This is a genomic window from Chitinophaga barathri (assembly GCF_003807585.1).
GTDB classification, from domain to species: domain Bacteria; phylum Bacteroidota; class Bacteroidia; order Chitinophagales; family Chitinophagaceae; genus Chitinophaga; species Chitinophaga barathri.
The window spans coordinates 1-14,504 of sequence record NZ_RMBX01000019.1 but is presented as its reverse complement, the minus strand read 5'-3'; the positions used below and the strand labels follow the sequence as shown (position 1 = coordinate 14,504).

14 protein-coding genes and 1 tRNA gene are annotated in these 14,504 nt (G+C 52.1%); 11 read left to right on the top strand and 4 right to left on the bottom strand.

The features are described from left to right. The first annotated feature begins 93 nt into the window (after positions 1-93). The 4 genes from EG028_RS26550 to EG028_RS26535 all read left to right on the top strand — a co-directional run bounded on the left by EG028_RS26550 (position 94) and on the right by EG028_RS26535 (position 4,556). Positions 94-1,170, top strand: coding sequence for a LysM peptidoglycan-binding domain-containing protein (locus EG028_RS26550; RefSeq protein WP_120519308.1), 1,077 nt, complete (start codon positions 94-96; stop codon positions 1,168-1,170). 8 nt (positions 1,171-1,178) lie between these two features. Further along, positions 1,179-1,769: a DUF6630 family protein gene (locus EG028_RS26545; RefSeq protein WP_120519307.1), complete on the top strand. Its 591-nt coding sequence runs from the start codon at positions 1,179-1,181 to the stop codon at positions 1,767-1,769. 175 nt (positions 1,770-1,944) lie between these two features. Then, complete coding sequence (locus EG028_RS26540) at positions 1,945-2,385, top strand: (2Fe-2S)-binding protein (RefSeq protein ID WP_120519306.1); 441 nt, start codon at positions 1,945-1,947, stop codon at positions 2,383-2,385. A gap of 17 nt (positions 2,386-2,402) precedes the next feature. Next, on the top strand, positions 2,403-4,556 hold the full coding sequence (locus EG028_RS26535; RefSeq protein ID WP_206614524.1) for a xanthine dehydrogenase family protein molybdopterin-binding subunit: 2,154 nt from the start codon (positions 2,403-2,405) through the stop codon (positions 4,554-4,556). An 8-nt stretch (positions 4,557-4,564) separates the two neighbouring features. Here EG028_RS26535 and fmt read toward each other — a convergent pair whose 3' ends face one another. Further along, entirely contained in the window at positions 4,565-5,479 is a 915-nt protein-coding gene (gene fmt, locus EG028_RS26530; RefSeq protein WP_120519305.1) for a methionyl-tRNA formyltransferase, read from the bottom strand. A 197-nt stretch (positions 5,480-5,676) separates the two neighbouring features. After that, positions 5,677-6,846, bottom strand: coding sequence for an exo-beta-N-acetylmuramidase NamZ family protein (locus EG028_RS26525; RefSeq protein ID WP_120519304.1), 1,170 nt, complete (start codon positions 6,844-6,846; stop codon positions 5,677-5,679). 101 nt (positions 6,847-6,947) lie between these two features. On the opposite strand from EG028_RS26525, the gene EG028_RS26520 reads away from it, so the two are divergent. The 4 genes from EG028_RS26520 to EG028_RS26505 all read left to right on the top strand — a co-directional run bounded on the left by EG028_RS26520 (position 6,948) and on the right by EG028_RS26505 (position 9,950). Beyond that, positions 6,948-7,376 carry an FKBP-type peptidyl-prolyl cis-trans isomerase gene (locus EG028_RS26520; RefSeq protein ID WP_120519303.1) on the top strand — a complete coding sequence of 143 codons (429 nt, stop codon included), beginning with the start codon at positions 6,948-6,950 and terminating at the stop codon, positions 7,374-7,376. 73 nt (positions 7,377-7,449) lie between these two features. Then, complete coding sequence (pepT, locus tag EG028_RS26515; protein WP_120519302.1) at positions 7,450-8,697, top strand: peptidase T; 1,248 nt, start codon at positions 7,450-7,452, stop codon at positions 8,695-8,697. A 91-nt stretch (positions 8,698-8,788) separates the two neighbouring features. Continuing rightward, entirely contained in the window at positions 8,789-9,505 is a 717-nt protein-coding gene (locus tag EG028_RS26510) for a MotA/TolQ/ExbB proton channel family protein (protein ID WP_120519301.1), read from the top strand. Between the two features lie 28 nt (positions 9,506-9,533). After that, complete coding sequence (locus EG028_RS26505) at positions 9,534-9,950, top strand: ExbD/TolR family protein (RefSeq protein WP_120519300.1); 417 nt, start codon at positions 9,534-9,536, stop codon at positions 9,948-9,950. A gap of 55 nt (positions 9,951-10,005) precedes the next feature. Here the strand turns inward: EG028_RS26505 and prmC are convergent, their stop codons facing one another. Further along, complete coding sequence (prmC, locus tag EG028_RS26500) at positions 10,006-10,911, bottom strand: peptide chain release factor N(5)-glutamine methyltransferase (protein WP_123864803.1); 906 nt, start codon at positions 10,909-10,911, stop codon at positions 10,006-10,008. A 24-nt stretch (positions 10,912-10,935) separates the two neighbouring features. On the opposite strand from prmC, the gene ribD reads away from it, so the two are divergent. After that, on the top strand, positions 10,936-11,967 hold the full coding sequence (gene ribD / locus EG028_RS26495) for a bifunctional diaminohydroxyphosphoribosylaminopyrimidine deaminase/5-amino-6-(5-phosphoribosylamino)uracil reductase RibD (protein WP_120519340.1): 1,032 nt from the start codon (positions 10,936-10,938) through the stop codon (positions 11,965-11,967). Positions 11,968-12,041: 74 nt separating this feature from the next. Then, positions 12,042-12,638 carry an IMPACT family protein gene (locus tag EG028_RS26490; protein ID WP_120519298.1) on the top strand — a complete coding sequence of 199 codons (597 nt, stop codon included), beginning with the start codon at positions 12,042-12,044 and terminating at the stop codon, positions 12,636-12,638. Here the strand turns inward: EG028_RS26490 and EG028_RS26485 are convergent, their stop codons facing one another. Continuing rightward, a complete protein-coding gene (locus EG028_RS26485; protein ID WP_120519297.1) occupies positions 12,639-13,874 on the bottom strand; it encodes a DUF6786 family protein in 1,236 nt (411 codons plus the stop codon). A 164-nt stretch (positions 13,875-14,038) separates the two neighbouring features. Between EG028_RS26485 and EG028_RS26480 the strand changes: the two genes are divergently transcribed. After that, positions 14,039-14,111: transfer RNA gene (locus EG028_RS26480), tRNA-Gly, on the top strand. Positions 14,112-14,504: the final 393 nt, after the last annotated feature.

Sequence of the window (14,504 nt, the reverse complement as noted above, 5' to 3'; positions counted from 1 at the left end):
GGCGGCTGCAACAAATTCAGTTTTTTGCCGTTCCATAATAAATGAAATTTCGTATTAAACACATATATTCGTTCCCTTAAAGTATTAGAAATTATGTTAAAGTCAGTTTTGATAGGTGTTTTGATGACCGGTGCAATAAGGGTAGCCGCGCAGGATACGCTGATTGTACAGGGCAGTTCACCCGATCTGTATTTGACGCACTCTGTAAAAAAAGGGGAAACCTGGTACAGCCTGGGCCGCGCGTACGGCCTCAGCCCCAAGGATATTGCAGCAAAGAACAAGATGCAGATGGACCAGGGCCTGAGCCTCGGTAAACAGATTACAATACCGCTGAATAAAAATAATTTTGTGCAGGCGAAAAGCGCCGGTTCCGGCACACGGCCGGTGTATCACCGCGTGCTTGAAAAAGAAACCCTGTACAGGATCCACGTGAAATACGACAAAGTGCCGCTGGACAATGTGCGCGAATGGAATCGTTTCAGCGGAGACGGTGTGCAGAAAGACGCTTACCTGATCGTAGGCTACGTGAAAGGCAACGGCCAGTCCGTAATACTGCCCACATCCACGCCTTCCGCACCTTCGGCACCTGAAGTAGCGGTGAACACACCGAAACCACAGCCCGCCGCACCGGAAACCAAACCTATTCCCAAACCCCAGCCCGCGGCGCCCGAAACCAAACCAACTCAGCCCGCGGAGCCGGAAGCGAAACCCATAACAAGATCGCAGCCCGCCGCACCGGAAACCAAACCAGTTCCAAAATCACAGCCCGCTGAACCGGAAACAGCACCCGCCGAAAAAGAACCGACAGTAACGACCAGCATTGGCAGAACGCCCTCGATCCCCGAAGGCGGATTTGAGCAGCAATACCAGCAGCAGACGAACAACGGCCGCGACGTGACAGGAGAAAAAGGCCCGGGCAGCTGGTTCAAAAGCAACGCGGTAGTAGGTTCCGGCAAATATTACGCACTGCACAACACGGCCCCGCGCGGCACTATCGTAAAAGTGACCAACCCGCTCACCGGCCGCTCCATCTACGCCAAAGTGCTGGACGCCATCCCGCAGCTCAAAGCCAATGCAAACCTGATCATCAAACTCAGCGACGCCGCACAGGATGCGCTGGGCATCAACGAATCCAGGTTTTACTGCGAGCTGAGTTACGATGAAAAATAATAGCCGTCATGAAATGCGCACAACTGCTGAACCCCGATGAACTATCCGCACTCGCAAAAGCCGAGAGCGACCATGAGTTGCTTGACTGCCTGATCAGGGAAAAATACCTGCTGGTAGTGGATTGGAAAGGAGAGGAAGAGGCATCCCAGATAGGGAAATTCCTGCAAAGCAGAGCCACGGCGCTGATTCCCGGCACATTGATCAATATCGGTGACGCTTATGCTGCCATGGAAAAAGAAGAACTTTCCGTGGGCGATGCAGTGCCGTTTCTTTTGAAACATTTTCAGCAAATACTCAAAAAACTCAAACTTACCATCATCCTGCTGGATCAGCAGAACGACAGCTATTACATCGGGCTGGTGAAAGACGATGGGCTGAAAGACCTGAAAAAACAGAATGACGAATTCTGGAAATTCTCAGCATTTGGCAGCAGCACGGGAGAAGTGCTGTATACGGTGAACTGCGACTGCGGCAGTATGAACGTGTGGCAGCTGAAACGCGGGGAGCCGCTTACAGACGATGTTTGCCAGGATTGTGGCAAGGAGTTGTTTGATAAGGAAGGGAATGCTTCGCTGCCTGTTATCAGAGAATATATCTAAAACGGGAGACTTCCCTGCGGAATCACGAAGGTGCTGTAATTGCACCTTTTTTTATTTAATGCTGTTGAGTATCTAAAGCCCGCTACCGCCTGCGTAATTAGATTGCATAAGTATCTCATTATTGTTATATTTGGTTACCTGTCATTCTGATTTCTCATAATACCCACTACTCACTATGAAAATCAATGTAAACTCCACCGACTATAACCTGGACGTGCCGGATAATACCAGTCTTCTTGATGCACTGAGAGTTCATTTGAACCTGACAGGCAGCAAATATGGTTGCGGGGAAGGGGCATGCGGCGCCTGCAAGGTGCTGATAGATGGCCGTGCGGTAGCATCCTGCATTACGCCTGTAGCCAGCGTACAGAACAAATCCATTATTACCATAGAGGGGCTGGAAAAGGACGGGAAACTGCATCCTGTGCAACAGGCGTTCCTGGATGAAGATGCGTTTCAATGTGCCTATTGCTCGTCAGGGATGATCATTTCGGCGGTAGGGCTAAAGACGAAAAATCCGAAACCCAGCCGCCAGCAGGTGATAGAAGCCATGCAGGGCAATATCTGCAGGTGTTGCGTTTATCCGCGTATTATCAATGCTATCATTAAAGCTTAACCTTCAAAACAGGAAGCATGAAGGAACCTAAGACAGCCGGCGAAATAACCCAGGGGGAACAATCCGGCGCAGGGGAGCGTACGATCCACAGACGGAATTTCTTTAAACTGTTGGGCGGCGGCATTGCCGTTGTGCTTTCTTATTCTGACTTGTTTGCCCTGCCAGGGCTGCTAAGATCGGAAGGAGAGCCTTCACTGGCAGACGCGGCCCGCGTAGACGATAATTCCATCGCTGCATGGATCCACATCAGGGAAAATGGAACGGTGGCGGTGTATACAGGAAAAGTGGAGGTGGGGCAAAACATCCGGACGTCGCTGGCACAAGTAGTGGCGGAGGAGTTAGCTGTGTCGGTAGGCAGCATAGAAATGGTGATGGGTGATACGTTGTTAACACCTTATGACCGGGGCACCTTTGGCAGCCGCACCACACCTACTATGGGACCGCAGTTGCGGAAAGCGGCCGCGTCTTTGAAAGAAGTGCTGGCGGACATGGCCGCCGCCCACTGGAAAACCGCTAAGGGATCAGTGCAATGCAAAGATGGCCGGGTGGTTCATACCGAATCGGGCAAAACGTTGGGTTACGGAGAAATCACCAAAGGCAAAAAGATCGTAATTCCCCTGAATGATAAAGTGGCGCTAACCCCGGCTGACCAATGGACAGTGGCCGGTACGCCGGTGCCTAAAGTAAATGGAAGAAGTTTTGTTTCCGGGAAACATAAATACGTGTCGGATATGGTGTTGCCGGGTATGGTATACGGGAAAATACTGCGGGCGCCATCCTATGGGGCATCATTGGTGTCCGCGGATTTGGAAAAGGCCCGCCTGTCTGCCGCGGTAACCGTTGTAAAAGAGAATGATTTTATCGGTGTGACGGCGCCTGATCCCCAGACAGCCGCCAGTGCGCTGGCCAGGATCGACGCCCGCTGGAACAGCACTCCTCAACCTTCCCGGGCAGACATTTTCAAATACCTGAAAGACAATGCCCGGCAAACAGACGCCGGCAATAACACAAAAGAAGCGGCTGAAAAAGCATTTGCCGCAGCAACCGTTCAGCTCAGGCAACACTTCGAAGTGCAGTACATCGCACATGTTCCTCTGGAGCCCCGCGCTGCGCTGGCAATATGGGAAAACGGGCGGTTGACCGTGTGGACAGGTACCCAGCGCCCCTTTGGCGTGCAGGAAGAACTGGCGGAAGCTTTTTCCCTTTCTAAGGAAAAGATCAGGGTCATGATGCCGGATACAGGATCTGCCTACGGAGGAAAACACAGCGGGGAAGCGGCGCTGGAAGCAGCCAGGCTGGCCAGGGCAGTAGGTAAACCGGTAAAAGTAGTATGGACCCGCGAAGAAGAATTTAAATGGGCCTATCTGAGGCCCGGGGGCCTGATTGAAGTGGCGGCCAGTGTGAGCACCGACGGAACGGTCACTTCATGGGAATTCCATAATTACAACTCCGGCAATGCCGGCATCGAAACACCCTATGAAGCCGGCGCCACCCATATCCGGTTTCATCCCTCTGATACTCCGTTAAAACAAGGGTCGTACCGCGGCCTCGCCGCCACGGCTAATATATTTGCCATGGAAAGTGTAATGGATGACCTCGCCAGGATGGTAAAAAAGGACCCGCTGGAATTCCGGCTCCATAACTTAAAAGATGAAAGACTGAGGAACGTGCTGCATGCAGCGGCGGAAAAGTTCGGCTGGCAGAAAGAAAAGAAAGCGGGTCACGGCCACGGCATCGCCTGCGGTTTTGTGAAAAATTCCTACATCGCTACTTGTGTTGAAGTGGCATATGACAAGTCCGCTGAACAATTGAAGATACTTCGTGTGGTGGCTGCATACGACTGCGGGACGGTGATCAATCCCGTGCATCTGGAAAACCAGGTTATGGGCTGCATCCTGCAGGGCCTTGGCGGCGCCTTGTTCGAAGAAATCGACTTCATGGACGGCCGCATTCTGAACCCTTCCCTCTCCAGCTACCGGGTACCCAGGTTTGATGACATACCTCTGCTGGACATTGTAGTGCTCAACCGCAAAGATATTCCGTCGGCCGGCGCCGGAGAAACACCCATCGTTGCTATTGCCCCGGCTATACGCAACGCCATAGCCGATGCTACTGGTATTAAGCTCAACGCTTTACCGCTGATCCCTCAGGGGCTGAAAACAAATTCATAAAATATATTCTAAAACCTGAACCCCCTCAGAAACTCTACCACCCCCATTCTTTTTTTCCCTTCCAGCTGGATATCCACCAGGTGGATATATCCGCCGGGCGCTGCAAACTTCAGGAAAGTCTTCTGATCGGTGTGCACGGAACCGGGCGCATGCGTATGCTGTGTGGTCTCTTTTTCCGCTTTGAATATCTTCAGCGTTTTGTCCTGCAACGTAGTGAAAGCGGTAGGATAAGGGCTGAGGCCACGGATGAGGTTGTAGATATTTTCCACCGGGTTTTCCCAATTGATCCGGCAGTCCTCCTTGAATATTTTGGGTGCGTGTTTTAATTCTTCCGGCGGGATATTGTTCTGCACGGTGCCGCTGATGTCTCCTTTTTCGAGGGAAGTCACGGTCCGGATCAACACTTTCGCGCCTTCTTTCATCAGCGTATCGTACAGTTCGCCCGCGGTTTCGTCTTCACGGATAGGTACTTTGGATGCATAAAGGATATTGCCGGTGTCGATCTCGTGTTGCAGTCTGAAGGTCGTAACACCGGATTCTTTTTCACCGTTGATCACGGCCCAGTTGATAGGCGCGGCGCCACGGTATTGCGGCAGGAGGGAAGCATGTACATTCACCGTGCCCAGGCGCGGCATGTTCCACACCACTTCCGGCAGCATACGGAAAGCCACTACCACCTGGAGGTCTGCGTTGTAAGACTTCAGTTCTTCCAGGAAAGCGGGGTTCTTTAGTTTCTCCGGTTGTAATACGGGGATGTTTTTTTCCACGGCATATTGTTTCACCGCGCTTTGCTGAAGTTGTAAACCTCTGCCGGCGGGTTTGTCCGGGGCCGTGATCACCGCTACTACCTCGTATCCATGCTGTACCAGCGCATCCAGTGAAGCCACCGCAAACTCCGGTGTGCCCATAAAAATGATCCTCATGGGTGCAAAGGTATTTTATAATTTGCTGAATGTGCTTTGTGCCGGTGGTTTATAATTCCCCAACCTTGTAATAACGGCCACCTTCTTTCAGCGGAACCTGGTATTTTTTTGCCATTTTTTATCCTATAGCGATCCTATAGCGATCTTATACCGATCCTATAGCGATCGTATAGGCAGGGTTTTGAGAGATCATACAATCACTTTCCCGGGTAAAGCAGGTATTTACTGCGTATTTTCTTAAACTTTTTCAGTCCCGGCTCCCAGCTTTTGTAGATGGCCTGTGCGGACTTTCCGGCTTTGATCTGGGCTTGCAGTTCTGCATTCCCGGCCAGTTTGTTAAAAAACGCATTGAAGAATTTATCCTTGTCGGGGAACAGTTTGTAGGCGTTAATGAGGTATTGCAGGTTCACGCCGCCTTCCAGTGCTTTCCGCGGGATCGACAGGTCGTAGCCATAACAGATGGAATCCATCAGCACCGGCGATTTGGCGCCCGGTACGCTGCGGGGTGTGAAAGAATAGAGATTTTTCGGGAAAGAGGGATGCCCGTATACCTCAAAAGGTTTGTCCGTACCGCGCCCCAGGCTCACGGCAGTGCCTTCGAACAGGCAAACGGCGGGGTAGTGGTGGATGGCGTTCATCGTGCGGAGATTGGGCGAAGGCGGTATGGTGATGACATAACCATAAGGCAGCCTGCGGTCGTAATTTTCGCAGGTAATCACCGTGAGGTCGCATCGGATGCCGTTATCCAGCCAGCCTTCGCCATTCAGCATTTTAGCATATTCCCCCACCGTCATACCGTGAGCAATGGGGATGGGCTGCATACCCACAAAGGAACGGAAAGCCGTGTCCAGTATAGGTCCGTCGATGGTAAAACCATTGGGGTTGGGCCTGTCCAGCACGACCAGCGGTTTGCTGTTTTCGGCGGCTGATTCCATCAGTTCTTCCAGCGTGGAGATGTAAGTATAAAACCGTACGCCCACGTCCTGTACATCAAATACAAGGATGTCCACATCCGCGAGGTCTGAGGAATCTGCCTTACGGTGTTTGCCATACAGGGAAATGATGGGCAGCCCGGTTTTTTCATCTTTGCTGTTCGCCACTTTTTCCCCTGCGTCCGCATTGCCGCGAAAACCGTGTTCAGGACTGAATATTTTCACGATCTTCACCCCTCTTTTCAGCAGGGAATCTACGAGGTGTGTGTGATCGTTGATCACGGAAGTCTGGTTTACCAGCATGCCCACACGTTTTCCCGCTAGCAGCGGGAGGTAGGCTTCCGTGCGCTGTGCGGCGGTGACTACAGGCGGTGTCTTTTGCGAAAAGGCGGTTAAGCAGCTGGTTAGCAGCAATATGCAGGCGAAGAATTTCATAGCGTTATGGTGTTGGCAGCAACAAAATAACGCGGCTGTTCCAGAAATCAAAAACAAAATCAGTACCTTCACTTACTATTATCTTATTTTAAATATTTTATATGCAACAAGTTAAGTCCGGTGATACTGTTAGGGTTCACTATCACGGCCGGTTACAGAATGGTAACACATTTGATTCTTCAGAAGGAAGAGATCCGCTGGAGTTCAAGGTTGGTGCCGGAATGGTGATCAAAGGGTTCGATAACGGCGTGCTGGATATGAAACCCGGGGATAAGAAGACGCTGAACATTCCCGTGGAAGAAGCATACGGCCCCAAAAGCGAAGAGCTGATCATGGAATTCCCCAAAGAGAACATCCCGGCAGACCTGAACCCTACCGTGGGTATGGAACTGCAGATGAGCAATCCCCAGGGCCAGGTGTTCCCCGTAAAGGTGGCCGCTATCGGCACTGAGTTCATCACCCTGGATGCCAACCATCCCCTGGCCGGCGAAGCCCTGATCTTCGACATTGAGCTGGTGGAAATAGTGTAGCACATTCACATCATTTCAAATACTAAAGTAAAAAGCGGGCCCTGTCCTGCTTTTTGCTTTTTACATCACACCCATGGTTAAAGATTACGTTTACTCAGTAACAGAGCGCTTCCTGCGTTATGCGCAGATCGATACGCAGGCGGATCCTTTGAGCAAAACTTTCCCCTCCAGCGCCAAACAAAAGGACCTGTCCCGCTTATTGGTACAGGAATTGCAGCAGATCGGCCTTTCCGATGCAGTCACCGATCAATATGGTTATGTATACGCCACTATTCCGGCTACAACGGACAAAGAAGTGCCTGTGATCTGCCTCTGCGCGCATATGGACACCGCGCCGGACTGCAGTGGGGCAAACGTCAGGCCGATCGTTCATAAAGCATACGATGGCAAGGATATCATTCTGCCGGACGACACCACGCAGGTGATCACCGTCAAAGAACATCCTTACCTCGCTGAAAAGATCGGCGACGACATTATCACCGCCAGCGGCAATACCTTGCTGGGCGCGGATAACAAAGCCGGGGTGGCAGAGATCATGGATGCGGCGCAGTATCTCGTGCAGCACCCGGAGATCAGACATGGAAAGATCAGGATACTGTTTACGCCGGACGAAGAAGTGGGCCGCGGCGTGGAACATGTGAACATGGAGCAGCTGGGAGCACAGTTCGGCTACACGATGGACGGCGGCGAGCTGGGCTCACTGGAAGACGAAACGTTCTCCGCAGATGGTGTGAAGATCACCATTCATGGCATCAGCGTGCATCCCGGTGCGGCAAAAGGCAAACTGGTGAGCGCGGTGAAGATCGCGGCGGACATCCTGCACGCCCTGCCCAAAGACATCCTTTCCCCCGAAACCACCGAAGACCGCCAGGGTTTTATACACCCGGTGCGTATAGAAGGCATCACGGAAAAGGCGGAGATCGATTTTATCATCCGCGACTTTACCACGGAGGAATTGCAGGGGCATGAGTTTTTCCTGCGCAAGATCATGGAAACGGAAGTGGCGAAGCACCCCGGCGCAAAAGGCGAGTTTAAGGTGACGGCGCAATACCGCAACATGAAAGAAGTGCTGGACAAACACCCGGAGGTAACAGCCAATGCGGAAGAAGCCATCCGGCGCGCGGGCATTAAACCTTTGAAAATGAGTATCAGGGGAGGAACGGACGGCAGCAGGCTGTCATTTATGGGCCTGCCCTGCCCGAACATTTTCACCGGCGAAATGGCGCTGCACAGCAAACATGAATACGTAAGCATCCAGGATATGCAGAAGGCGGTGGATACAATTATCCATCTCGTGCAGGTTTGGGAAGAGCGCAGCTGATAATATTTTCAGGGCAAATCCGTTTTTATTATTACTTTAAACCCTTGTTTATACTTCAGGTATATACATTTGCAAGGCTAAAATTCAATACATGTTGCTAGGACTCGTTACAGTTATGCAGGACACGCTTTTGCAGGCAAAGGCGGACACAGTGGCCGCGGGCGTAAGCGCGGCTGCCGCAGTGCCCCAGGAGATCAAACTCTGGGATATGATCGTCAAGGGCGGTCCCCTGATGATACCGCTGGGCATACTTTCCGTGATAGCCGTATACGTGTTCGTGGAAAGGTATCTCACCATTTCCCGGGCAGGTAAGCTGGAAAACAATTTCATGCCGATGGTGCGCGATCACATCACCACAGGCAATATCAGCGCGGCACGCTCATTATCCAAAAACACCGCAGGGCCTATCGCCCGTATGATCGACAAAGGCATCCAGCGCATCGGCAAACCCACGGACGCCATTGAGAAATCCATGGAGAACGTAGGTAAGCTGGAGATCTATAAAATGGAGAAAAATCTCGTTATACTCGCCATCGTCGCGGGCATAGCGCCTATGTTCGGCTTCCTTGGCACCATCGCCGGGATGATCCAGACCTTCTTCAACATCTCCCAGACTTCAGACATTACCCTCAGCACGATCGCGGGCGGTATCTATGTAAAGATGGTGACTTCCGCGGCGGGCCTTATCATCGGCCTCGTGGCATACATCGGTTACAGCTACCTGCAGGCGCAGATAGACAAGGTGATCAATAAAATGGAAGGCGCCTCTTCGGAGTTCATAGACGTACTGCTGGAGCCTTCTAAATAATCATTGATAATTCGAAATCGATTCAAATATGAATTTGCGGAGGAGTAAAAAAGGACATGCGGAATTACACAGCGGCGCGTTGAACGATATCCTGTTCATCCTGCTCCTGTTTTTCCTGATCGTGTCTTCACTGGCCAATCCCAACGTTATCAAGCTGATGTTGCCCAAGGCCAAAAGCAATACCAAAGCAAAACAGACCGTAGTGGTAAGCATCGATGCGGGGCAGCAGTATTACGTGGGAACAAATAAAGTGGACTTTGCAAGCCTGCGCCAGGTGCTGATTACCAAGATCCCGCAGGGCGAAGTGGACCCCACGATCGTGATCAACGCGGAAGAGACCGTGCCCATCGGCATGGTGGTAGGGGTGATGCAGATCGCGAGGGAACTGGGGGCCAAAACCGTGCTGGGCACTGCCAATCCGCAGAATGCACCACCGGCGAAATAACAAGACCCATCTTACAGGACAAATAAGTGAGTAGTCCCGGCATTAACGGCCGGGATTATTTTTTTACAGCCCGCACCATCCTGTCTTTGCCAAACATATCCTGCCTGAGCTGCACCTCCGCATACCCCTCTTTTTCCAGCAGGCTCATTACTTCTTGTCCGAACGATTCATGTATCTCGAAATACAGTTTGCCACCGGTTTCGAGTTTTTCCAGCGCCAGCAGGGCAATGCGGCGGTAAAACAGCAAAGGGTCGCTGTCCGGCACAAACAGTGCCACGGAAGGCTCAAAGGCGGTTACCAGTGCCTGCATGTCGGCGCGTTCTGTTTCAGGGATGTATGGCGGATTGCTGATGATAATATTGAGGGAGGGAAGGACTTTCGAAGCATCAGGGCTGAGCACGTCCTGCTGTACAAAACGGATGGGCGTGTGTTGCAGGCTGGCGTTTCGGGTAGCCAGGGAGATGGCCCCGGGGCTCACGTCCATGGCCCAGATATCGGCCGCCGGCCAGTGTTTTTTCAGGGCGATGGGGATGCAGCCGCTGCCGGTGCCAATGTCCAGCAGGCGCCAGGCGGGCTGGGAAGGATGGTCTTTGAGGATCCATTCCACCAGTTCTTCCGTTTCCGGGCGCGGGATCAGCACCTGGTCGCTCACAAGCAGCTCCAGGCCGTAGAACCAGCTTTTGCCGGTAATATGCTGGATAGGTTTTTGCGCCAGCAAGGCGGCAAGCGACTGCTGGTACAGGTCTTCCTGGGCTGGTGTGAGGTCGCCGTCTTTATGCACAATGCGGTCCAGCTTGCCGAGGCCGGTGATATGTTCCATCAGCAGGTGCCCGATGTTGGCGGCTTCGCGGGCGTCGTACAGGTGGCCGATGGCAGCCGTGAGGCCGGCGAATGCGGATTGAATGGTCATGTTATTCAGATGATCAACGGGAAAATCGCCGTTGAAACGATATTTTTGCACAAACTTATTATTTCAACCGCAATCATGCACAGCAATTCTCACGAAATTTTTATGCAGCGCTGTATCAGCCTGGCCCTCAACGGGGAAGGCATGGTGGCGCCCAATCCGATGGTGGGAGCGGTGCTGGTGCATGAAGGCAGGATCATCGGCGAAGGTTTCCACCGCCTCTATGGCGAGGCGCATGCAGAGGTGAATTGTGTGAACAGCGTGGAGCCGGAGCTGCAGGAGCTCATTCCCCGCTCCATCATGTATGTGAGCCTGGAGCCCTGCGCGCATCATGGCAAAACGCCGCCCTGCGCGGACCTTATCATCGCCAAAAACATCCCTGAAGTGGTGATCGGCTGTGTGGACAGTTTTTCCAGAGTAGCCGGGAAAGGCATTGAGAAGCTGCGGGAAGCAGGGGTAAAAGTGACTACAGGCGTACTGGAAGCGGAATGCAGGTACCTGAACCGTCGTTTTTTTACCTTCCACGAACAGCAGCGGCCTTACGTGATCCTGAAATGGGCGCAAAGCCCCGATGGGTTCATGGCGCCGCCGGACGGGAAGCCGGTGCGTATTTCCGGCCCTTATGCGGACAGGTTGGTGCACCAGTGGCGCAGCCGGGAGGCAGGCATCATGGTGGGCACACAAACCGCGTTAAAGGACAATCCCAGGCTTAATACGCGCCTCTGGCCCGGTAAAAGCCCCGTCCGCATCGTGCTGGACCTGGATGAAAAAATACCGCGCCATTTCCATCTTCACGACGGATCGGTGCGTACCATTTTTATCACCGGGAAGGAAATAGACCGTTCGGAGGAGCTGCTGCCGCAAGTGATGGCCATTTTGCATAAAGAATCCGTGCAAAGCATCATCGTGGAAGGAGGCGCCAATCTTTTACAGCAGTTCATCAACAGCGGCACCTGGGACGAATTACGGGTGATCACAGGGCAGGAGCCCCTGGGCAATGGCCTCCGGGCACCGTATATGGGAAGAACGGTAGTACAGGAGAAACTGGATGCCGGGGGGGACCAGGTTGCAGTATATGGACGGCCAACAGCGCGAAAACTGCATGAGTAATGCCGGAAGGCATGGGTTTCAGCCAGGCGGGGATAACAGGGTTGCATCATTGGCAACCGGTATAAAACAAGAAAATGGAAGTTTATTATACGATTGAAAAGAAGGCAGTAGCGGAATTTAAAGACAGGGGAAGCAAGTTCCTCGCGTTTGCATACCCCGTAAAATCTACCGACCAGGTGAAAGAATGCCTGCAGGAGGTAAAAAAAGAACATCCCAAAGCCACGCATCACTGTTATGCTTACCGTCTTGGCACGGACGGGCTGCAATACCGCGCGGTGGACGATGGAGAGCCATCCGGTTCCGCCGGCAAGCCGATCCTGGGGCAGATAGACAGCAAACAACTGACAGATGTGCTGGTAGTGGTGGTCCGTTATTTCGGCGGCACGCTGCTGGGCGTGCCCGGTCTGATCAACGCGTATAAAATGTCCTGCGCGCTGGTGCTGCAACTGATACCCGCCGTACAAAAGAACGTGGAAGCACGTTACCAGCTGGTATTTGACTATACCATCCTCAACGATGTAATGATGGTGGTGAAACAAAATAACTGCACCGTGCTGAACCAGGACATCCAGCTGTTCTGCAATATGGAAATAGGCATCCCCAAAGCCAGCCTGGACCTTTGCCTGCTGCGGCTGAAAGATATTTACAACCTGGAAGTGAAAGCGATGTAATTACTGAAATGCTTTTTCCACATCTTTAAGGCTGACCCCGAATAATTTTTTCACGATGGGATCGAGATGTTTTTCGCTGCCCTGCAAATGGATGGTGCGGTGATAATGTTCCATTTTATAGCCGGGCTTCAGGCCGGCGGCAGGTGAGGAGCTTTCCAGTTCATAGAAGCGGCCCAGCTGCGGTTTTCCTTCCCCGGGAGGGCCGTCGTTGTAGGCATTCACCATATCGCCCGAAAAGGGTTTCGGCTGTATACCCCAGGAAGAGTTCACGTATTTCTGCGGGTTGGTGGGCATGGTGAATTGTACGATTGTTAAAACTTTATTGGCCGCATCGTAGCTTCCGAGCACGTTGTAACAGGCTTCCTGGCGCAGGCCTATCTTGCTGCGGAAATTGGCGTCCGCCCGGAAATACGCTATGTTTTTGCCGGTTTTTAGTCTTTCCGCGGGCACTTTCCCGAAGTAATCATCATTCACGGTGCCGCCTGCACGAAGCGGTATCATCACCGTATTTTTTTCCGCCGCGGGAAACATGCCGAGTATCCAGATGGAGGGCATGCCATAGGCGGTATCCCATTTTTCCTTACCGGCGTTGCTGATGGTGTTCGCCGAATGGAAGCCCACTGCGTGAACGCTGCGGTGGAGGTCTGCGCCGAGGTAATTACGCAGGTCGCGGCGCGCGATCAGTGTAATGGTGCGTGTCACTTTGATGTCGAACATATGGCCTTTGTAATTCGGCAATTGTATGTTCCTTTCGAAAGTAACGGCGGATCTGGAGCGGGCAATTACCTGGAAAGGCTCCGTGTCCAGCGCGGCGGGCACCTGCCAGTGTGCAAGGTCGAAAGTATCGCCGGGCGCAAAATAAAAGCTGTTCTGGCTGCCTTCAGGCCCCAGCCAGAAGCGGTCTTCCCCGCCAAAGGCGTTGATATGCGGTTGTAGTTTTTTTTCCGCGATGAGAGAATGATTGAGCCATCCGAGGCTGCGGCCTTTATCGCCATCCACCGTACTGGTCATTACGCGGCCTTGCCAGGCGGGCACTACAGCGATGGCCGATTTGCTGGTGCTATCGGACAATACGATGGTTTCCGTATATTCTTTCAGGAATGCAACATCCGCTCCGAAGTTTTCCGGCCTGGATATGGTTTGTTGCTTTTGTGTTGCGGGCTGCTGCTGGGCCGGCTGTTTGCGTGGGCCGCATGCGGCGAGGCACAGTGTGCCGTAGAGCACATATTTTTTCATGAGATAGTAGTGGAATAATTCATTAATGCACTGCAATGATAAAGTTTAATTTTAACAACATTAACCGCATCAGTATTGTGTGAAAGAAATTTTTTAAAGGAATTGGAAATATTATTTGCTGATTTCAAACAGTTTCCTATTTTTGCAATCCCAAAACGGGAAGCGCGGAAGTAGCTCATTTGGTAGAGCACGACCTTGCCAAGGTCGGGGTGGCCGGTTCGAGCCCGGTCTTCCGCTCAAAAACACAAAAGCCTGGTTGTTTCAACCGGGCTTTTTTTATGCCCTTTTCAGAGGGTTTCCATTCTCCCGATGTGTGCCTTTAGATCCCGGAAAATGTCCTTTCCTGATAATCCCGATAGACGCCTGGCCGGTCCTGAACTTACGTCCTGCAGCTTAATAGTAGCCAGATAGTACTGAAACAGTAGTATAACAGTAGTGTAACAGCAGTGATACAGTACTGTAACAGTAGTGATATAGTAGGGTAAAAGCGTTCACAAAGCATAGTGTCTTGTCCTGAAAAAACTTTACAGTGGGGTATTTTGTCCTGGCAGGACTTTACAGTCGATTATTTTATCCTGCTGGAGGTTTACAGGGGTTGTCAATAATACGGATTTGGATTGACATAAAAGC